Annotated in this window: 19 protein-coding genes; 11 read left to right on the forward strand and 8 right to left on the reverse strand. The window is 68.6% G+C overall.

Going from position 1 to position 20,642, the window contains the following annotated elements; translation table 11 throughout:
- Window position 1 precedes the first annotated feature (1 nt).
- From sufD to AB0L97_RS19330, 5 genes are all read right to left on the reverse strand, one after another.
- Window positions 2-1,180, reverse strand: coding sequence for a Fe-S cluster assembly protein SufD (gene sufD / locus AB0L97_RS19310; protein ID WP_364431219.1), 1,179 nt, complete (start codon window positions 1,178-1,180; stop codon window positions 2-4).
- Window positions 1,180-2,616 carry a Fe-S cluster assembly protein SufB gene (sufB, locus tag AB0L97_RS19315; protein ID WP_067801810.1) on the reverse strand — a complete coding sequence of 479 codons (1,437 nt, stop codon included), beginning with the start codon at window positions 2,614-2,616 and terminating at the stop codon, window positions 1,180-1,182. The genes sufD and sufB overlap by 1 nt, the downstream gene beginning before the upstream one ends.
- Window positions 2,613-3,407, reverse strand: a complete 795-nt coding sequence (locus AB0L97_RS19320) for a metalloregulator ArsR/SmtB family transcription factor (RefSeq protein ID WP_364431355.1) — start codon at window positions 3,405-3,407, stop codon at window positions 2,613-2,615. Before AB0L97_RS19320 ends, sufB begins: the two co-directional genes overlap by 4 nt.
- Before the next feature lie 311 nt (window positions 3,408-3,718).
- Window positions 3,719-4,738, reverse strand: coding sequence for an alcohol dehydrogenase catalytic domain-containing protein (locus AB0L97_RS19325; RefSeq protein ID WP_364431223.1), 1,020 nt, complete (start codon window positions 4,736-4,738; stop codon window positions 3,719-3,721).
- Between the two features lie 40 nt (window positions 4,739-4,778).
- A complete protein-coding gene (locus AB0L97_RS19330; RefSeq protein ID WP_364431226.1) occupies window positions 4,779-5,456 on the reverse strand; it encodes a TetR/AcrR family transcriptional regulator in 678 nt (225 codons plus the stop codon).
- Window positions 5,457-5,550: 94 nt separating this feature from the next.
- Here AB0L97_RS19330 and mptB point away from each other — a divergent pair, with 94 nt between their 5' ends.
- The 9 genes from mptB (at window position 5,551) to AB0L97_RS19375 (ending at window position 13,512) form a co-directional block, all read left to right on the forward strand.
- Window positions 5,551-7,233, forward strand: coding sequence for a polyprenol phosphomannose-dependent alpha 1,6 mannosyltransferase MptB (gene mptB, locus AB0L97_RS19335; RefSeq protein WP_355070825.1), 1,683 nt, complete (start codon window positions 5,551-5,553; stop codon window positions 7,231-7,233).
- A 73-nt stretch (window positions 7,234-7,306) separates the two neighbouring features.
- A complete protein-coding gene (locus AB0L97_RS19340) occupies window positions 7,307-8,239 on the forward strand; it encodes an ABC transporter ATP-binding protein (protein WP_355070823.1) in 933 nt (310 codons plus the stop codon).
- The gene (locus AB0L97_RS19345) at window positions 8,236-9,027 is read left to right on the forward strand and encodes an ABC transporter permease (protein WP_356961827.1); all 792 of its coding nucleotides are present in this window, start codon (window positions 8,236-8,238) and stop codon (window positions 9,025-9,027) included. The genes AB0L97_RS19340 and AB0L97_RS19345 overlap by 4 nt, the downstream gene beginning before the upstream one ends.
- Window positions 9,028-9,093: 66 nt before the next feature.
- The gene (locus AB0L97_RS19350; protein WP_355070819.1) at window positions 9,094-10,068 is read left to right on the forward strand and encodes a heme A synthase; all 975 of its coding nucleotides are present in this window, start codon (window positions 9,094-9,096) and stop codon (window positions 10,066-10,068) included.
- A 227-nt stretch (window positions 10,069-10,295) separates the two neighbouring features.
- On the forward strand, window positions 10,296-11,480 hold the full coding sequence (locus AB0L97_RS19355) for an FAD-dependent oxidoreductase (protein WP_364431232.1): 1,185 nt from the start codon (window positions 10,296-10,298) through the stop codon (window positions 11,478-11,480).
- Entirely contained in the window at window positions 11,477-12,394 is a 918-nt protein-coding gene (gene sigJ, locus AB0L97_RS19360) for an RNA polymerase sigma factor SigJ (RefSeq protein ID WP_356961823.1), read from the forward strand. Before AB0L97_RS19355 ends, sigJ begins: the two co-directional genes overlap by 4 nt.
- Window positions 12,395-12,468: 74 nt before the next feature.
- Entirely contained in the window at window positions 12,469-13,011 is a 543-nt protein-coding gene (locus AB0L97_RS19365) for a YceI family protein (protein ID WP_364431236.1), read from the forward strand.
- Window positions 13,012-13,108: 97 nt separating this feature from the next.
- Window positions 13,109-13,279 (forward strand): hypothetical protein, encoded by a 171-nt coding sequence (locus AB0L97_RS19370; protein WP_364431239.1) that lies wholly within the window; start codon window positions 13,109-13,111, stop codon window positions 13,277-13,279.
- Window positions 13,261-13,512 carry a TrmO family methyltransferase gene (locus tag AB0L97_RS19375; RefSeq protein WP_364431242.1) on the forward strand — a complete coding sequence of 84 codons (252 nt, stop codon included), beginning with the start codon at window positions 13,261-13,263 and terminating at the stop codon, window positions 13,510-13,512. The genes AB0L97_RS19370 and AB0L97_RS19375 overlap by 19 nt, the downstream gene beginning before the upstream one ends.
- 51 nt (window positions 13,513-13,563) lie before the next feature.
- Here AB0L97_RS19375 and AB0L97_RS19380 read toward each other — a convergent pair whose 3' ends face one another.
- Together AB0L97_RS19380 and AB0L97_RS19385 are read right to left on the reverse strand one after the other, a co-directional pair.
- Window positions 13,564-14,514: an alpha/beta hydrolase gene (locus tag AB0L97_RS19380; RefSeq protein ID WP_364431245.1), complete on the reverse strand. Its 951-nt coding sequence runs from the start codon at window positions 14,512-14,514 to the stop codon at window positions 13,564-13,566.
- A gap of 183 nt (window positions 14,515-14,697) precedes the next feature.
- Window positions 14,698-15,528, reverse strand: coding sequence for an SDR family NAD(P)-dependent oxidoreductase (locus AB0L97_RS19385; RefSeq protein WP_364431358.1), 831 nt, complete (start codon window positions 15,526-15,528; stop codon window positions 14,698-14,700).
- A 296-nt stretch (window positions 15,529-15,824) separates the two neighbouring features.
- Between AB0L97_RS19385 and pip the strand changes: the two genes are divergently transcribed.
- A complete protein-coding gene (gene pip / locus AB0L97_RS19390) occupies window positions 15,825-16,808 on the forward strand; it encodes a prolyl aminopeptidase (protein ID WP_364431248.1) in 984 nt (327 codons plus the stop codon).
- A gap of 138 nt (window positions 16,809-16,946) precedes the next feature.
- The gene (locus tag AB0L97_RS19395; RefSeq protein ID WP_364431251.1) at window positions 16,947-17,831 is read left to right on the forward strand and encodes a universal stress protein; all 885 of its coding nucleotides are present in this window, start codon (window positions 16,947-16,949) and stop codon (window positions 17,829-17,831) included.
- 27 nt (window positions 17,832-17,858) lie between these two features.
- Here AB0L97_RS19395 and AB0L97_RS19400 read toward each other — a convergent pair whose 3' ends face one another.
- Window positions 17,859-20,093, reverse strand: coding sequence for a serine/threonine-protein kinase (locus AB0L97_RS19400; protein ID WP_364431254.1), 2,235 nt, complete (start codon window positions 20,091-20,093; stop codon window positions 17,859-17,861).
- Window positions 20,094-20,642 lie beyond the last annotated feature (549 nt).

Consider the following 20,642-nt stretch of genomic DNA (forward strand, 5'->3'; position numbering starts at 1 on the left):
ATCAGGCGCCGATGGCGGCGAGTTCGGCCTCGATGGCCGCCTCCAGCCGCTCCCGGACCTGGGGCACCGCGATCTTCTGGATGATCTCGTGGAAGAAACCGCGCACCACCAGGCGGCGGGCGGCGTCCTCCGGGATGCCGCGGGCGCGCAGGTAGAACAGCTGCTCGTCGTCGAACCTGCCGGTCGCGGACGCGTGTCCGGCGCCGACGATCTCGCCGGTCTCGATCTCCAGGTTCGGCACCGAGTCCGCTCGCGCGCCGTCGGTGAGCACCAGGTTGCGGTTCACCTCGAAGGTGTCGGTGCCCTCGGCGGCGGCGCGGATGAGCACGTCGCCGACCCACACGGTGCGGGCGTCGCCCTTGGGCGAGTGCGGGTCGCCTTGCAGCGCGCCCTTGTACAGCACATTCGACTTGCAGTTCGGCACGGCGTGGTCGACGAGCAGACGCTGCTCGAAGTGCTGGCCCGCGTCGGCGAAGTAGAGGCCGAGCAGTTCGGCGTCGCCGCCGGGGCCGTCGTAGCGGACGTTGCCGGTGAGGCGCACCAGATCACCGCCCAGGGTGACCGAGGTGTGCCGCAGCGTGGCGTCGCGGCCGAGCTTCGCGTGGTGGGCGGTGGCGTGCACCGCGTCGTCGGCCCAGTCCTGCACGGCCACCACGGTCAGCTTGGCGGAATCGCCGAGCACGAATTCCACGTTCTCCGCGTAGGTTCCGCTGCCGCGCTGGTCGATGACCACGGTGGCCTTGGCGAAGTGCTCCAGCCGGATCTGCAGGTGCCCGTAGGCGGTCTTGCCCTCGCCGGGCCCGGTGATCGTGACCGTCACCGGTTCGGCGACCTCGACCTCCTTGCCGACCGTCACGACGGTGGCCTGCTCGAAGCCCGAGTACGCCTGCGCGGCAACGCGATCGGACGGCACGCCGGCCTCGCCGAGGCGGGCGTCGGAGCGTTCGACCGTCTCCACCGTGACGCCCTCGGCCGCCGCGACCTCGACGCCCGTGCGGCCGTCCCGGACCGCGGTGCCGTCCTGCAGTCCACGCAGACGGCGCAGCGGGGTGAACCGCCACGCCTCGTCCTTCGCGGAAGGCACTTCGAAGGCGTTCACGTCGAACGACGTGAAGACCTCGCCCTTGTTGATCGCAGGGGTACGAGCCTCGGCGGCTTCGGCTACGTTCTCCACGGCCATCAGCCGACGGCTCCTTCCATCTGCAGTTCGATCAGGCGGTTCAGCTCGAGCGCGTATTCCATGGGCAGTTCCTTGGCGATCGGCTCGACGAAGCCGCGCACCACCATGGCCATCGCCTCGTCCTCGGTGAGGCCGCGGCTCATCAGGTAGAACAGCTGGTCCTCGGAGACCTTCGAGACGGTCGCCTCGTGACCCATGGTCACGTCGTCCTCGCGGATGTCGACGTAGGGGTAGGTGTCGGAGCGGCTGATCGTGTCGACCAGCAGCGCGTCGCACTTCACCGTCGACTTCGAGCCGTGGGCGCCCTTGTTCACCTGCACCAGGCCGCGGTAGGAGGCCCGGCCGCCGCCGCGCGCCACCGACTTCGACACGATGGTCGAGGAGGTGTGCGGCGCGAGGTGCAGCATCTTCGCACCGGTGTCCTGGTGCTGGCCCTCGCCGGCGAACGCCACCGACAGCACTTCGCCCTTGGCGTACTCGCCGGTCATCCAGACCGCCGGGTACTTCATGGTGACCTTGGAGCCGATGTTGCCGTCGATCCACTCCATGGTCGCGCCCGCCTCGGCCTTGGCCCGCTTGGTGACCAGGTTGTAGACGTTGTTCGACCAGTTCTGGATGGTGGTGTAGCGGCAGCGGCCGCCCTTCTTCACGATGATCTCCACCACCGCGGAGTGCAGCGAGTCCGACTTGTAGATCGGCGCGGTGCAGCCCTCGACGTAGTGCACGTAGGCGCCCTCGTCGACGATGATCAGGGTGCGCTCGAACTGGCCCATGTTCTCGGTGTTGATCCGGAAGTAGGCCTGCAGCGGGATGTCGACGTGCACGCCCGGCGGCACGTAGATGAACGAGCCGCCCGACCACACGGCCGTGTTCAGCGCGGAGAACTTGTTGTCGCCCGCGGGGATCACCGAGCCGAAGTACTGCTGGAAGATCTCCGGGTGCTCTTTCAGACCGGTGTCGGTGTCCAGGAAGATCACGCCCTGGGCCTCCAGGTCCTCGCGGATCTGGTGGTACACGACCTCGGACTCGTACTGCGCGGCGACACCGGCGACCAGCCGCTGCTTCTCCGCTTCGGGGATGCCCAGCTTGTCGTAGGTGTTCTTGATGTCCTCGGGCAGCTCGTCCCAGGACGCGGCCTGCTTCTCGGTCGAGCGCACGAAGTACTTGATGTTGTCGAAGTCGATGCCGTCGAGGTTGGAGCCCCAGATCGGCATGGGCTTGCGATCGAAGATGCGTAGCGCCTTCAGCCGCTGTTCGAGCATCCATTCCGGCTCGTTCTTCTTCGCCGAGATGTCGCGGACAACCGCCTCGGACAGACCTCGTTGCGCGCTGGCGCCGGCCACATCCGAATCGGCCCAGCCGTAACCGTATTTGCCCAGGGAGGCGATCGCCTCTTCCTGGGTGAGCGGTTGCACCTGGTCGGTGGTCGTCGTCATTCGGCACTCCTTCCGGAGTCGTTCGTTCGTACCGCTGCGGGCTGTGCAGCGGTTGGTGCTGAAGTTCCGGTCCGTTCGGCGGGCAGGACGAGCAGCGGCACGTGCGTAGTGCACGCGCAATCGCCGTTGGCGATCGTGGCCAGCCGCTGCACATGGGTGCCGAGCAGCTCACGGAACGCCTCTAGCTCCGCCGCGCACAGCTGCGGGAACTCCTCGGCGACGTGCGCCACGGGGCAGTGGTGCTGGCAGATCTGCACGCCGGTGCCCACCTTGCGGGTGGTGGCGGCGAACCCGGCGTCGGTGAACGCCTCGGCGATCTCCTCGGCCTTGGCCGTGGTCTGTTCCGTGGTGTGCTCACCGACCGGTTCGATCCCGGCCACGATAGTGCGTGCTCGTTTGCGGGCGAACTCGGTGATGGCCTGTTCGCCGCCGATCTCTCCGAGCTGCCGGATGGCGGCTCCGGCCAGATCGTCGTAGGCGTGGCCGAGTTTGCCGCGTCCGGCCGCGGTGAGCTGGTACTGCTTGGCCGGGCGGCCCCGGCCTTTCTGCTGCCAGGGCGCCGATCGACCGGCCCGCGCCTGACCCGAATCGATCAGCGCGTCCAAGTGCCTGCGCACGCCCGCCGGGGCCAGGCCGAGCCGGTTCCCGATGGCGGTGGCGGTGATCGGTCCTTCCTCCAGCAGCAGCTGGACGATGGCCGCTCGGGTATGCCCTTCGCCGCCGACCGTCGCGGGCGCAGCAACCGACCCGGCGTCGGCCTTGCGACCGGCTCCTTCGTCGTTCCTCCGCAAACCCACGGTTTTCACAACATCAGTGTGGCGGAATTCGTTCCGGAAAGCTAATAAGGGTGCCCTGAGTCAGCGGCCCCGTCGACCTGCGGCGATTCCGGCACGGTGGAGGGCCCCATGCCGCCGTGCCGGACAGGTGTCCACCCGACGCGATGCCGGGTCACAGCACAACTTTTCCGGCTGACCTGCGCAGAAAAAACGCCGCTCGGAACCAGGCGAGCCGCGTCCGCACGACTCCGGGCGTCGAGCGCCGAGCGGACAGCCCTCCTATCGGGGTCGGGGACAGGGCACGCAGTGCGATTCGTCACAGGCGCTCAGCGCACGGCGACCAGTTTCATCGGCGTCTCCAGCAGCGCGTCCACCGCCTCGTCCCACGCGGCCGTCACGGTGGTGACCAGCGACGGGTCGAAGCGCCCCGCGGCGACGAGATCGAGCACCTCGGGAATGACCGGGCGGACGTGCGCGCGACCTGTGTGGAAGGTGCAGCAGCGGGTGTACATGTCCAGGATCGGCAGGGCGACATCCTGCGACTGCACACTGACGCTCGTGCACCAGCCGTCGTAAGCCGCCGCATCGATCGCCGCGCGCAGCGACTTCGCCCCGCCGGCCGCCTCGACCACGATCGGGAACCGTCCCACCCGGGCGTCGCGCGGGCCTTCGATCGCCTCGGCGCCGAGCGATTTCGCGATCTCGAGCCGCTGGTCGGAGTCGTCGAGATAGACCACACGGGCGGAGCCGAGCGCGACCGCGAGCCCGGCGGCGTACAGACCGATCGACGGCGCGGCGGGGCCGCCGATCACCAGGACTTCGGCGGCGGGATCGGCGGCCAGCTGGGGGCCGACCGAGCGGTAGGCGTCCGGGATGTTGTCGCTGGCGCTGGCCACTGCGGCCGGGTCGACGCCGGAGGGCAGCCGGACCAGCATGGCGTCGGCGTGCGGCACGAGCGCGAGGTCGGCCCACAACCCGCCCCAGTCCAGCCCGCCCATCGGACCGAGGCCGAAACTGGACAGCCGCGGATGGCTGGTGCAGTTCCCGGTCCGGCCGCGCGCGCACGCCCGGCAGACGCCGCACGAGATCTGGAACGGCACCACCACGAGGTCGCCCACCGCGACGTCGCGGACCCCCGGCCCCACCTCGACCACTTCGGCGACTCCCTCGTGCCCGAAGGGATACGGCCCGGGTAGCGGGAAAGCGCCGCGCAGTACGGCCGGATCGATGTCGCAGGTGGCCAGCGCGACCGGCCGAACGAGCGCCTGATCGGGTCCGCCGAGGACGGGTTCGGGGTGGTCTTCCCAGCGCATCGCACTGGGGCCGGTCAGCATTAGTCGCTTCATCGCCCGAGTGTCGCTAGAACGTTCTTTCTAGTCAACTGCTTCACTTCGAATCTCCCTGCTCGGCGCGCATTTCCGGAAAATTTCCGGGCAACGCCGCATCGGCTTCGATTTCGTCCGAACCTTCCGCCGTCGGTACCGCGCCACCGATTCCCGCCGCCGCGAAGGTCGCCCGGATCAGCCGCTCCATCGACTTCGCGACCGTGCGCAGCGGTGCGTCCGTCTGGCGGATCCGGGCCAGGATGGTGGCCCCCTCGTAGGCGGCGACCACCGTGGCGGCTAGTTCGGCCGCATCCTCCCCGCCGAGGCCGAGTTCGGCGAGCAGCCCGGCGAACGCCTGCTCCATCGTGTCGAAGGCGCGCACACAGGCCGAGCGCACCGCCGCCACGTCGCTGCCGCCGTCCAGCGCGGGCGTCCCGATCGGGCACCCGTCGGTCCATTCCGAATCCGCGAGCTTGCCCACCATGAATTCGAACAGCGTGGCCAAGGTGGCGAACACGTCGGTCGGCGCCTGCCGGATCATCCGGCCGGTCAGCACGCCGGTCCCGGTGATCGCCGCGACCGCGATCTCCTCCTTGCCCCCCGGAAAGTGGTGGTAGATCGAGCCGTACGGCAGTTCGGCCGCCTCGCTCAACGCCTTCAGACCGAACCCGTGATACCCGTGCCGCGCCAGCAGCCCGGAGGCGGCCACCTCGATCCGCCGCCTGGACTCCGAAACCATGCGTCGATTGTGCCGTGTGAACGGGGCGGGCCCGGGCGGAACGACCGGGGTCCGTTCGCGGTGTGTGCTCGCCGCTCGAACTAGGCTTCGTGGCGTGGCGGTACTGGAGGGCGCGCGGCGCAGGACACTGGCGTTCGGGCGCCGGGCACTCGGACTCGACGTGCCCGCGGCCGATCACACGATCGCGGTGTTGCATCGCGACGAGTCGGAGGTGCCCGGTCTCGATCGCAAGGAGCTGGCGCAGCTCGACCGGATCCGCCTGATGGGCGCGACCGGCACGGTGCTGATGGCGATCAGCGCGCTGGGCATCGGCGCGCAGCCGGTGCACCAGAACCCCACGTCCGGCGTCCGGGTGCTCGGCATCTTCGCCCGCGCCCATACCGGCTCGCTGGCCATGTGCATGACCGGCACCGTCGTCGTGGTGCTGGCCTGGCTGCTGCTGGGCCGGTTCGCGGTGGGCGGTATCGGCGGCTCACCACTGCACCGGCTGACCCGATCGCAACTCGATCGCACGCTGCTGCTGTGGCTGATCCCGCTCAGCGTCGCTCCTCCGCTGTTCAGCAACGACGTCTACTCCTATCTGGCGCAGAGCGAGATCGCCGCGCGCGGCATCGACCCCTACGAGGAAGGCCCGGTCGCGGGGCTCGGGATCGACAACGTCCTCACCAACAACGTCCCGACCATCTGGCGTGACACCCCCGCGCCCTATGGCCCGCTGTTCCTTTGGATCGGCCGCGGCATCGCCGAACTCACCGGCGACAACATCATCGCGGGCGTGTGGGTGCACCGGATCCTCGCGCTCGGCGGCGTCGCGCTGATCGTCTGGGCACTGCCCCGGCTCTCGGTGCGCTGCGGCGTCGCGCCGGTCAGCGCGCTGTGGCTCGGCGCGGCCAACCCGCTCGTGCTGTTCCATCTGGTCGGCGGCGTGCACAACGACGCGCTGATGCTCGGCCTGATGCTGGCGGGCCTGGAGTTCTGCCTGCGCGCCATCGAGGACACCCACCCGTTCGACGGCCGCGCCTATGCGCGGCTGATCGGCGGCGCGGTCATCATCACGCTGTCGTCGTCGATCAAGTTCACCTCGATCATCGCGCTCGGTTTCGTCGGCATGGCGCTGGCTCGCAGGTGGGGAGCCTCACTGCGCACGGTGGCCATCGCGGCCGCCATGCTCGGCGCGATAGCCATCGGCACAACGCTTTTCATCAGTTCGGTGAGCGGGCTCGGCTTCGGCTGGATCTACACGCTGAACACCGCGAGCGTGGTGCGCAGCTGGATGTCGCTGCCCACGGTGCTGGGCATCATCACCGGATTCGGCGGCGTGCTGCTCGGGCTCGGCGATCACACCACCGCGCTGCTGAGCATCACCCGCCCGATCGCGGCACTGGTCGCGGGCTTCTTCACCGTGCGCATGCTGGTCGCCACCGGCACCGGGCGGCTGCATCCGGTCGGCGCGCTCGGCGTGGCGCTCGGCGCGATCGTGCTGCTTTTCCCGGTGGTGCAGCCCTGGTATCTGCTGTGGGCGATCGTCCCGATGGCCGCGTGGGCGACCAGGCCGGTGTTCCGCGTTCCGGCGGTGGCGTTCTCGGCGATCGTGAGCGTGATCCTGATGCCGCGCGGCGCCGATCTCGAGGTGTTCCAGATCGTGGGCGCCGCGATCGCCACCGTGATCGTCGGGGTGCTGTTCATCGTGATCACGCGCAATTCGCTGCCCTGGCGCGGGCAGACGGGGGTGTCGGCTCCGTCACAGGTGCCCACCTCTTACGGTGTGACATCGTGACCGAGCGTGGCGAGGGAGCCGTCTACACAGCATCACCGGGTGCGCCGGAATCGCGCGCCGGCGAGGCGGCGTCGTGACGACAGCTTCCGGGCCTGCTGTCAGCGTGGACGGCGTCGTCAAGCGGTACGACCAGATCACCGCGGTGGACGGCCTGACGTTCGAGGTGGAACCGGCGCGGGTGCTCGCGCTGCTCGGCCCGAACGGCGCGGGCAAGACCACGACGGTGGAGATGTGCGAGGGATTCGCCGCGCCGGACGCGGGCACGGTGCGCGTGCTCGGCCTGGACCCCGTCGCCGATTCCGAACGACTGCGCCCCCGCATCGGCGTCATGTTGCAGGGCGGCGGCGCGTATCCCGGTGCGCGGGCGGGCGAGATGCTCGATTTGGTGGCCGCCTACTCCGCGGACCCGCTCGACCCCGACTGGCTGCTGCGCACGCTCGGCCTCCAGGACAACCGCCGCACCCCCTACCGCCGCCTCTCCGGCGGACAACAGCAACGGCTCGCTCTCGCCTGCGCACTGGTGGGCAAGCCGGAAATCGTGTTCCTCGACGAGCCAACCGCGGGGCTGGACGCTCAGGCCCGGTTGATCGTCTGGGAGCTGATCGATGCCCTGCGCCGCGACGGGGTGACCGTCGTGCTGACCACGCACATGATGGACGAGGCCGAGCAGCTCGCCGACCAACTGGTGATCATCGACCACGGCCGCATCGTCGCCTCCGGCACCCCGGCCGAGGTCACCGCCCACGGCGCGGCCGGGCAGCTGCGCTTCTGCGCCCCGCCCAAACTGAACTTGGAACTGCTGGCCAACGCCCTGCCCGAAGGCTTCACGCCCCGGGAGACCACGCCGGGCACCTATCTGGTGGAGGGCGAGATCAATCCGCAAGTGCTCGCCACCGTCACCGCGTGGTGCGCGCGGATGGACGTGCTGGCCACCGACATCCGGATCGACCAGCGCCGCCTCGAGGACGTCTTCCTCGAACTGACCGGACGGGACCTGCGCGGATGAGCGAGCACGACCGGACCGCCAACCGTTTCGCGCCGGGCACTTTCGCTCCCGCCCCGCGTCCGAGCACCCGCGCCGCGATGCTGCTCGCGCAGACCAGGCTCGAACTGATCCTGTTGCTGCGCAACGGCGAACAACTGCTGCTGACCATGTTCATCCCGATCACCCTGCTGGTCGGCCTCAGCCTGCTGCCGTTCGGCGACCTCGGCGCGGACCGGGTGGACAAGATCGTGCCCGCGGTGATGATGGTGGCCGTCATGTCCACCGCGTTCACCGGTCAGGCCATCGCGGTCGGCTTCGACCGCCGCTACGGCGCGCTCAAGCGGCTCGGCGCGACGGCGCTGCCGCGCTGGGGCGTCATCGCGGGCAAGTGCGCGGCCGTGCTCATCGTGGTCGTGCTGCAAGCCGTGCTGCTCGGCCTCATCGGCTTCGCGCTGGGCTGGCGGCCGGAACCGCTCGGGTTGCTGCTGGGCGCGGCGGTGATCGCGCTCGGCACCGCGACGTTCGCGGCGATGGGCCTGCTGCTGGGCGGCACTCTCAAGGCCGAGGTGGTGCTCGCGCTGGCGAACATCCTGTGGTTCGTCATGCTCGGCGTCGCCAGCATCGTGTTCGCCTCCGACGACCTGCCCACGGTGGTGAGCGTACTGGCCAGGCTGGTGCCCTCGGGGGCGTTGGCCGAAGCGCTGGAGAGCGCGATGCACACCAGCGTCGACTGGTTCGGGATCGCCGTGCTCGCGGTGTGGGGCGCGGTGTCGGGCGTCGCGGCCACCCGCCTGTTCCGCTTCCACTGAGCTTCAACGACGAAATGTAGTAGACCGGATGAAACCGCCGGATCCGGCCCGGCTACCATTTTCGACGTGCTGTATCGCGCGTTCTTGCGACTCGTCGACAAGCTGCCGCTGCCCTCCTCGCGGGTGCAGCGCCTGATCGCGCTCGCGGTCATCCTCTCCCAGGCGGGCATTTCGGTGACCGGCGCGGTCGTGCGCGTCACCGCGTCCGGGCTGGGCTGCCCGACCTGGCCGCAGTGCTTCCCCGGTAGTTTCACGCCGGTCGCGGTGTCGGAGGTCCCGGCCATCCACCAGGCGGTCGAGTTCTCCAACCGGCTGCTCACTTTCGTGGTCACGCTGTGCGCGGCGGCGATCGTGCTGGCCGTTACCCGGGCGCGCCGCCGCCGCGAGGTGCTGGTGTACGCGTGGCTGATGCCCGGTGGCACCGTCGTGCAGGCGGTCATCGGCGGCATCACGGTGCGCACCGGACTGCTGTGGTGGACCGTGTCGACGCACCTGCTCGCGTCCATGGTGATGGTGTGGCTCGCGGTGGTGCTGTACGCGAAGATCGGTGAACCCGACGACGGCATCGACACCGTGCAGGCTCCCGCGCCGCTGCGCTGGCTGACCGCGCTGGCGGGGGTCGCGCTCGCGGCGGTCCTGGTCGCGGGCACCCTGGTGACCGCCGCAGGCCCGCACGCGGGCGACAAGAGCATCGAACGTCCCGTAGAGCGGTTGCAGGTGGAGATCGTCACCCTGGTGCATCTGCACTCGCAACTGCTCGTCGGCTACCTCGCTCTGCTGATCGGCTTGGCCTTCGGTTTGTTCGCGGTCGGTATCACACCCGCCGTGCGCACCCGCCTCTTCGTGCTGCTGGGACTGGTGTGCGCACAGGGTTTGGTCGGCATCGTGCAGTACTTCACCGACGTCCCTGCGGCGCTGGTCGTCGTGCACGTGGGCGGGGCCGCGGCGTGCACCGCCGCCACCGCCGCATTGTGGGCTTCGCTGCGCACCCGGGAACGGGTCGTCGCCCCGAAGCCGGACCCCGCGGCACAGGCCGCCTGACGAAAACTGCGCGAACTGTGATCGTCCAGCGGGGAGCGAGCCGGGGTGATTCGGGGGCGGTGACCTCGGGCGGCGCCCACTCCGCGGGTCCTCCGGCGGGACGGGCCACACGCTGGACGCCGCACCACAACCGCGACTGCGGGCGGTGAGTTCGCCGGCAGGCCTGACCGGTCAGTGAACTGCATCACCTACTGTTATTTCTCGGTGGTCGGCAGCGTCTCGTGGGCATGACGGAGCACAACAGCACCAGCTTCAAGGTCGTGGTCATCGGCGGCGGCTATGCCGGCGCCGTGGCAGCCAATCGACTGCGACAGCGCGACGACGTCGAGATCACCGTGGTCAACTCTCGCCCGACCTTCGTCCAACGACTGCGGCTGCATCAATTCGTGGCCGGTACCGGAGAGGCCGAGGCGGACTACGGCCCGCTGCTCGGCGACGGTGTGCGCCTCGTCGTCGATGACGCCACCCGCATCGATACCGCCTCGCGGACCGTAGAGCTGGCATCGGGCCGCGCACTGGACTACGACTATGTCGTCTACGCGGTCGGCAGCACCGCGGCCCCGCCCACCACAGTGCCGGGAGCGGTCGAATTCGCCTACCCCATAGCGGAACTGGAGCACGCTCACCGCCTGCGGGCCGCCATCGAAGAGCTGCCGACGCAGGCCCCGATCACCGTGGTCGGTGGCGGGCTCACCGGGATCGAAACAGCGGCCGAACTGGCCGAACAGGGGCGCGCCGTCACACTGATATGCGGCGATCGATTGGCTCCGAGTTTCTCGGTGCGGGCGCGACGGGTGGTGGCCCGGTGGATGGCCCGCAACAGCGTCGATGTGCTCGAGAATGTGCGGGTGGCCGAGGTCCTGCGGGAGTCGATCGTCTTGTCCGACGGCTGCGTGGCGCCGAGCGCGGTCACCATCTGGACCGCCGGGTTCGGTGTGCCGGAGCTGGCCACACGCAGCGGCCTGCACACCGACGCTCTCGGGCGGCTCCTCACCGACGAGACCCTGACCAGCGTCGACGACAACCGTATCGTCGCGGCCGGGGACGCCGCCGCCCCGTCGAACCAGCCGCTGCGCATGAGCTGCCAAGCCGCCGGGCCGCTCGGCGCTCACGCCGCCGACACGGTGCTGGCCCGCATCGCAGGCACTGCGCCCGCGGCACTGGACATGGCGTTCCTCGGATCCAACGTCAGCCTCGGCCGCCGCGCGGGCGTCGTGCAGCTCGCGCACAAGGACGACACACCCATGAACGCCCATATCTCCGGCCGCATCGGCGCGCCGATCAAGGAGACGGCTACCAAGTGGACGCTGTGGGGAATTCGATGGGAAGCCCGCAAGCCCGGCTCGCTGTTCTGGCTCAAGGGCGGCAGGCGGCTCCCGCTGTCCGATTCGGAGATGGCGGCCAACTCGTGAGCACTACCGATGAGCATGCCGAGCGGTTCACCCTGTTGCGGCCGTTGCTGTTCACGATCGCCTACGAAATCCTCGGCTCGGCGACCGAATCCGACGACGTGCTGCAGGACAGCTACCTGCGGTGGGCCCAGGTGGACCTTGCGACGGTGCGGGACACCAAATCGTATCTCGCGCAGGTGGTGACCCGGCAGGCGCTCAGCGCGCTGCGGCTCAGCGCTCGCCGCCGCGAGGAATACATCGGACCATGGTTGCCCGAGCCGCTGCTGCTCACCGAGCACGATGCCGCGGGTGATCTGGTTCTCGCCGAGTCGGTTTCGATGGGGATGCTCGTGCTGCTGGAATCGCTCACCCCGGATGAACGCGCGGTGTTCGTGCTGCGCGAAGTATTCGCCTTCGGTTACGACGATATCGCCGCATCGGTCGGCAAATCCGCGGCGGCGGTGCGTCAAATGGCCTACCGCGCCCGCGAATACGTCCGGTCGCGACGCAACCGGTTCGGGCCGTACGACAGCGCCCGCATCGCCGAACTCACCGAGAAATTCATGACGGCGGCGACCACTGGTGACCTGGCGGGTCTGCTGTCGATGCTCGCGCCGAATGTCACTTGGACCACCGACAGCGGCGGCAAGATCACCGCGGTACGCCAGTTGGTGATGACCGGCGCCGAGCAAGTTGCCACGATTCTGCTGAACCTGCTGCAAGCAGTGCACCGCAGGCCAGGCATGCGGATCGAGCCGGTGAACTGCAACAGCGAGCCCGCGGTCGCCATCTACACCGGCGACCATCTGGAGGCCGTTCTCGTGCTGGACATCGTCGACGACGTGATCGTCAACGGCTACGGCATCCGTAACCCCGACAAACTCGCCGCCCTCGCCATCGCGCGCACCATCACCCGCGATCCCGGCCGGGCGTGAGACCCGCGTTACCGCACCACGCTTCGAGCGGCCGGCTCGCCCGACCCATCCGACCTCGCCAGGAGTGACCGACCATGTCAACCACCATCGAATTCGCCGACCTGACCGGCGACTTCGTCATCGATACCGCCCGCACACGAATCGGCTTCATCGCCCGGCACACCATGGCCACCCGGGTGCGCGGGAGTTTCGGGGAATTCGACGGCAGCGCGCATCTGCACTTCGGCGACCCCTCGAAGTCCAGCGGCGGGCTGCGGATCCAGGCCGCGAGCATCGACACCCGCGACCGGCGGCGCGATGATCTGCTGGGCAGAAAGTTCCTCGCCGCCGATGACCACCCGACCATCACCTTCGCCCTGACCGGAGTTGCGCGGGTCGACGAGACCACAGTCCAGGTCACCGGCGACCTGACCATCCGCGGTGTCACCAAGCCGGTGACCGTCGACTTCGAACTGGCCGGCGTGCGGAACGACCCGAACGGCGCCCTCCGAGTCGGCTTCACCGGCGCAACCACGATCAACCGCAAGGACTGGGGGGTGCACTGGAAGGCGGCCGCAGGCATGGTCGCTCCGAAGGTGACGCTGGAGTTCGACCTCGCGGTGATCCGGCAGTCCTGATATCGGCAATATTCTGAAAGCCGAGCCCGTCGCTCTTGGGTGATTCGACGCCCGAGGGCAACGGGCTCGAACCACCTGCGAGAACGGCAAGGACATCATGACCGATTACACGCTGCGCCCGATCGGGCACGTCGAATCCGTGCTGACCGACCCCGCCACCGCTCCCCGCCAACCCGATGAAGGAGCCCCGCCGGCCTGGCTGGTCATCGATGACCATGTGCCCCCGCCCTCGACGGACTCGCCGCCGGCATGGACATCTTGGTATTGACCTGGCTCGATCGTGCCGACCGCGAAACACTCACCATCCACCCGCGTGGTGACGCGACTCGCGCGACCACCGGCGTCTTCGTCACCCGCGCCCCACATCGGCCCAATCCGATCGGTCTGCACAGCGTCCATGTCCTGGCCGTCACCGGAACCCGCATCCACGTCCGCAACCTCGAAGCTGTGCACGGCACACCGATCCTCGATCTCAAACCTGTTCTCACCGAGGACCGTTGACCGCTGTGGACGAGCCGTGCCGGGCCGCCGCCGGCCCGGCACGGGTGTGAGCTAGCGCGGTGCGAGGAATCCGGTCAGTTCGAGCGCGACCGCGGCGGGATCGTCCTCATGGACATTGTGTCCGGCGCCCGGAATGATCCGCAGTGTCGAGTGGGGGATCAGCTGAGCGAGCGGCCGAGCCTGTGACAGGTCGACGACATGGTCGTTCTCGCCCCACAGGATCAGCGTGTCGGCTTCGATCGCGCTCGATTCTCGCTGTACTACAGCCAGATCGAGAGTGCGCGGCTGCTTCCACATCGCGGTCCGGTTCTCCGTGCGGCTGAGCGGAGTCCAATACGTGTCCGCCAGCTCATCGGTGAGAATCTCCGGGTGCGCGTAGGCCCCGCGCAGGCCCGCCACGTAGATCTCCTCGGTCATGACGGAGGCGGCGAGCTCGCCCGCACCGGGTTGGCGCATCAGCCGCATGTTCATGTTGAGGTCGGTGTCCAACACGAGCGGCGCGATGAGGACCAGACGATCGACCTGTTCGGGATGCCGTGCGGCCGAATCCACTGCGACCGAACCGTTCAGTGAGTGCGCGACGATGGACGCGCGGGTAATCCCGACCGCGGACATGAACTGCCGCAACGCGTCCGACATGGCCCCCACGTCGTATCCGAAGTCGGCATCATGCGGCACGGTGTACCCGCTGCCGGGCAGGTCGACGGCATACACGGTGTGCGCGGTGGCGAGAGCCGGAATGATGTCGCGATAGGTATAGGACCACAGCGAGCCGCCTGGCAGGAGAATGAGCGGCGGTCCTTCGCCCGCTTTCCGGTAGTGGAAACGTGCCGTCGCGGTCTCGACGTACTGCCCCTCTGCGAGAAACGTCGAATCGGGCGTTCGGGCTCCGCTCGGTTCGGCCCCGGCCGGCGCCGCCATGTTCACCACCAGCAGAGCCGGCACTATTACGAGCACCTGCCACCATCGAAACCGCTGACGCGGAGACCTGACGACCGACATTCGCACTCCTTCGCTTCGATGCTCACGCCGCTTCGCGAGCCGTACCGGAATGGGGTCGAGTGGACCCCGCTGTTCCACCCACTAGACGCGGGTGCCCGCCGTTTTGTGACGCCGCGGGTGCACCTTCCCCACCCGGAACACGTGTCCAGGTGGGGTTCTGCAGGCCGGTCGCGTCGCACCGAGTCAGGCTGCGGGCGTGTGGCCTTGAGCCGCCGCCGAAAGCTCCTTCCACTCGGCCCAGGTCTCGAGCCGGTCGGCGTAGACCTGCGGAAGGATTTGATTTCCCCCGGAACCGAAGAACACGCGCAAAGGCGGGTTGGTGGAGTCCGCGATCTCGAGCAACGCCCGGCCTGCGGCGGACGGGTCGCCGGAATCGAGGCTCTGCGCGTAGGCGGCGAACGCCGCGCGGAGTCCGTCGTAGCGCGGGTCGGTCTGGGCGTGGACCGCTCCGGCGGCGCCGTCGGTCGCGTAGGAGCCGGGTTCGACCAAGGTCACCTTGACACCGAAGCCGGCGACCTCCTGGGCGAGGGATTCACTCAGGCCTTCCAGCGCCCATTTGGAAGCGTGGTACGCACCACCGAGCGGCCAGGCGGCGAGACCACCCACCGACGAGATCTGGATGATGTGCCCTCTGCCTTGCTCCCGCAGATATGGCAGCGCGGCCTGGACGACCCATACCGTGCCGAAGAAGTTGGTTTCCAACTGATCTCGCAGTTGCTGCTCGGTCAGTTCCTCGACCGCGCCGAGTAGCCCGTAACCCGCGTTGTTCACGATGACGTCCAAGCGGCCGAAATGCGCGTGGGCATGCTTCACGCTCTCGAAGACTCCTGCCCTGTCGGTCACATCCAGCTCGAGCGGGAGCACCGCGTCGCCGTAGGCGGTGACCAATTCCGCGAGATGTTCGGTACTGCGAGCGGTCGCGGCCACCTTGTCGCCGCGAGACAACGCGGCCGCGACGAAGTTTCGGCCCAAACCGCGAGAGGAGCCGGTGACGAACCAGACCTTGCTCATGATGTCCTTCCGTTCTTTCTGCAGTGGCGAGCGCAGCGAGGAGGCCCCCTCACTGCCGATGTCCCGTGCTGCCGCACCGGACGAACACAAGATGTCGCCGACCCGCTCTTCGTAACGAAACCGCGGGGTGACGTGCGTCACCGCCGCCGTGTCCGGAGCCGGCCCGACTTGCCGAACACCAGCGGCGGGGCGTGCATCATCCGGCCGGGTCCGATCACGATTCCGACCTACCCTGGCCCGGCAGCGCCCGCTTGCCGAACACCAGGTCACCTGGTCGCTCGGCGGTAGTGTGGTCGACCGTGTCCACGCCCGAGCAGCAATCCGATGCGCCGCAGCCTTTTCCCGATATAGAGCCGTATGCCCGCGGGCTTCTGGACGTCGGGGACGGACAGCGCGTCTACTGGGAGACCAGCGGTAACCCGCACGGTAAACCGGCGTTGGTCGTGCACGGCGGACCGGGCGGCGGCGGGCGGCGCGGCTCGCGGAAGAGTTTCGACCCGGCCGCCTACCGGATCGTCCTGTTCGATCAACGTGGCTGCGGCGAGAGTCTGCCGCATGCCTCCGACCCGTCGGTCGACCTCACGCACAACACCACGCATCACTTGATCGCGGACATGGAACGTCTGCGCGAACACCTCGGAATCGACCGGTGGTTGCTCTTCGGCGGTTCCTGGGGATCGACGCTGATCCTCGCCTACGCCCAGCGCTACCCCGAGCGGGTCAGCGAGATCGTGCTGGTGGGGGTGACCATGACCCGGCAAGAGGAGATCGACTGGCTCTACCGCGATGTCGCGAAACTCCTGCCCGCACAGTGGGAGACCTTCCGCACCGGCGTTCCCCTCGCCGACCGCCACGGCGACCTCGTCGACGCTTATCACCGACTGATCGAGAGCCCCGACGCGCCGACCCGCGAATCGGCGGCGCGGCGGTGGTGCGCGTGGGAGGACGCGGTGATCGCGCACGAGAACCTCGGCAGCCCAGGGCAATACAGCGCGAAGCCGGACGCGGCGCGAATGGCCTTCGTGCGAATCTGCACGCATTATTTCGCCAACGCGGGCTGGCTGGAGGACGGGCAGTTGCTGCGTGACGTGCACCGGCTCACGGGCATTCCCGGCGTGCTGATCCACGGCCGACTCGACCTGAGCGCCCCGCTGTACACCGCCTGGCAGCTGGCCCAGGCGTGGCCCGACGCGGAACTACAGGTCATCGACGATTCCGGGCACACGGGCAGCACGGCCATGAGCGCCGCCGTCCTGCGGGCGATCGCCCGATTCGCTCGGTAGCTCGCTCCGGCCTCGGCCGGGAATTCCGCCCGGTGAGGGTCTTAAGTCCCGACCATCAGGGGCCACCGCCCCCGGTGCGGAGCGGGTCCCCGCTGCGACTGTGGAAGTGACCCTGTCACAGCCGCAAACGGAGACGAAATGAGCACACCAGCCGACCGTCAGTCGATCGTCGTCGGAATCGACGGCAGCCCGACCGCTGTGGGTGCAGCGCGCTGGGCCGGAGCCGTCGCGAATCGGCAGCGCGCCACGCTGGTGCTGCTGGGCGTGGTTCCCGCCCTCGACTACCCCATGACCTCCTCCGCTCTGGCCGAGGTCAATCTGCTACCCGAACTCCGAGCGGCGGCGAAGCAGAAGGTCGAGGAGGCGTTCGACGCGGTGCGCGCCGATCAGCCGGACATCGAGATCCACCGGACCGTCGAGGACGGCTCGCCCGCGCGCGAGTTGATCAAGCACAGCGCGGAAGCGCGCATGGTCGTCGTCGCGGCGAAACACCAGGATCGGCTGTCCACGCTGTTGCTGGGATCGACCGCGCTCACGGTCGCGAACAAGGCGGCCTGTCCGGTGACCGTGTGGCGAGGCAGGCTCGACCGGCCACAGCCGGACGAGCGGCCCGTGCTCGTCGGCGTCGACGGGAGCCCGGGTAGCTCCGCGGCGCTCGGCGAGGCGTTCGAGCTGGCGTCCACACTCGGCGTCGAAGTGACCGCCTTGCACGCGTGGAACGACCCGGACCTGCTGCAGTGGACCCCGGTGCCCGACGCGTGGGATGTGCTGGCTCAACAGGAGGAGGCACTACTGTCCGAATGCTTGGCCGGATGGTGCGAGAAATACCCGGACGTCACGGTCACCAAAGTGGTCGAGAAGAACACGCCCGCGCAGGCGCTGCTCGCACACGCCGAGAAAGCCCAACTGCTGGTGACCGGCAGTCGTGGGCACAACCGCCTCACCGGACTCGTCCTCGGATCGACGAGCCAGAACTTGCTGCATCACGCCGCGAGCCCGGTGGTGATCTGCCGTGAGCGGTAGGACAGCGGTCGTGGGCGTGCGCGCGGATCAGTCCACGTCCGCCGCTGACGCCTGGACCACCCGCTGGAGCGCGCGCAAGTCCGCGTCCAGCGTGCGGAACAGCCAGTACACGGCGACGAACGCGAGCCCGCCGACCGCGCACAACCCGAGGACCGAATCGCGCACCAACGGAAGTTCCTCGGGTTCGAGCAGGCTGAATCCGGCCAGCACCCCGACCAGTGGCACGGACGCCGTGACCGCGAGATAGATCGTGGTTCTGCGGCGCAGCGTGCGGATGACGCCGAAGTCGTGCGCCGTCGTGCGGCTGTAACGCAAATAGATCGGATAGACACAGCGGACGATGTAGAACGTCGACAGGAAGAACGTGTAGGCGACGGAGATGACAGCCGCCATGAAAACGGTCATCGCCGCGTGGATCACCAGTCGCGCCGGAAGATCGGTGAGCCAGAGGCAGAGGAACACCCCCGTCACCGTTGCCGTAATCCCGGTCTGAAAGGTGTTCAGCGCACACATGTCCCCCCAGAACAGTGTTCGCGACCGCACTCGCGCGAGCAGTGCCTCGTCGTAGCGTCTGCCCTCGCGCAAGCCGCGCGGAACCGCGAGCAGATCACGCGACATATACGCGTAGATCACGATGGACAGCGGGCAGGCGATGAGGACGAAGACGTATACACCCATGTTGAGCTGCGAGTTGGTCGTATCGGGCAGGCGCTCTCTGATCAGGTCCTGGACGTGCACGGCCATGTAGCTCGTCGCCAGGCCGACACCGACCAGCGAGGACAACCACAGAACCGGAGTGGGCCTGCTCGCGAGCCGTGCGCGCCAGCTGTCCGGGGGCGGATAGACGAGATCGCGGGCCCGCTGCTCCAGGCACAGGTCGAGTTGTTGCGCCAATTCCGAGCCGGACGAGTAGCGGTCCGCACGGTCGGGCGACAGACATTTCAACAGCACGCGCCGCAGCGCCATGGGGCAGTCCGGGGGCAGCTCCGACAGGAACGCCGGACCGATGGGCCGGCGCCGCAGTGCGATCATGCGGGCCAGCGACGTCTGCGAATCGCCCGCCGACGTCTCGTCCGCGAAGGGGCGGCGCCCGGTGAGCAACTCCCACAGCATGACGCCGAGCGCGAAGATGTCGCTTCGCGTATCCAGTTCCACGGCGGTCGCGGGCAGGTCGGGGTGGCAGGCCTCGAGTTGCTCCGGCGACATGTATGCCAGCGACCCGCCGAAGTACGCCAACGGGCTGGTGCCCCGGACACGTTTGCTGAAGCTGACGTTGAAGTCGGCCAGCTTCGGAATCCCCTCGGCGCTCAGCAGCACGTTCGCGGGTTTGATGTCGCGATGCAGCACCCCACGTTCGGACGCGTGCTCCAGCGCGTCCGCGAGCCGGCGCCCCAGCCACACCACGGTCTCCGGCCAGGTCAGTCCGGCGATCCTGGTCCGGACAGCGGACTCGGTCGGCCGCACCTCGCCCTTATCTGCGAGCACCTTGTCGATGGCGTCCAGCAGCAGTTGCCCACTGCGACGTTCGGGCAGCGTCGTGCGCGACAAACGCAGCACGTCGAGCAGCGTTCCGCCGGGCAGATACTGCATGTAGAGCAACTTCAGCTCGCCGTCGGCGATGAGTCGCTGGTCGAAGATGCGCACGATGTACTCGTGGTCGAGCTGGGCGAGCGTCTGCGGCTCGTTGCCGTGGTTGTGCGAGATCTTGACCGCGACCAGTCGCTGCATCGACTGCTGCCGCGCGAGGTACACCTGGGCGAAGGCGCCGACCCCGATGCGCATCAGGAGGTCGAAATCGTCGACTCGATCGCCGACGTCGATGGCGTCGAGCGCGACCTGGGCGCTGGGACGAGCGATCATCGTGCTGCGGTAGTCGCTGGTGATCCGGTCGAGCTCCGGATCGGCCGCCGTCGCGGTGGCGGTGCCGTCCGAATCGGCGGCGTCGCGGCGGCCGCTGCGGCGCATGGCGTGGAATTCCTCGTAGACCAGATCGGCCGGGAACGGAGCGCTGCGCAGCTCGGGGAATTCCGCGCGGTAGTCGATCAGCCGTTTGGGGAAGTGGTAGCGAAGCCAGCGGAACTCGAGGTCCACCTTGATCAATTCGATCAGCATCGTGTGCCGATCGGCCGGTTCGCGGGGCAGATAGGAGGACAGATCGGGCGGGAATCCCGACGCCCAGGCCTCGGAGAATCGCGCCACGGCGGCGGCGAGCGCCGCACGGGTCCGTTCCGCCGAATCGGCGAGATCGATCGGTTCGCGCATCGGTAGCTCGGAGTCAGCCGTTGCCGGTCAGACGGCGGCTACACACGATGCGCCCTTGCCTCGCAGGTGTTCCACATCAGCTCCTTGACGTCGAATTACCCTGCTCAAGGGTATCGCTCCGCGCGCGGGTGTCGCGGCATCCGCGCAAACGCCGCCGATGGATTGCTCAGCGGGCACTCGCGCCCCGCGCTCGACTCGGGTTGGGTCGCCGTCCGCTCGTCCGAACTGCCGGGAATGGCAGCGCCGGGGTGGTGCTCGAGACCACTGGTATCCGCTCATCCGGCGGGAACGGGCGGCGAAAACCTCCCACGAGTAGAACGCGCGCCGCGACACCTAGGACACCGCCCCGCACATCTGCACGGCGGCCGATATGCCCGGCAAACCTCGACTTCCTAGGTGCGGCGGGGCCAGCGCTCGACCTGGACACCACGATCCGTCTCCGAGTACACCGGGGCGGTCGACGGAAGACCGGCCGATAGATCGGATGCCGGGCAGCGCCGAGAACGCCGGAAGCGCGGTGAGCATGTCCGCCGCGCGCCCGTCGGCCCG

The organism is Nocardia sp. NPDC051911, from assembly GCF_040681035.1.
GTDB classification, from domain to species: Bacteria; Actinomycetota; Actinomycetes; order Mycobacteriales; family Mycobacteriaceae; genus Nocardia; species Nocardia sichangensis.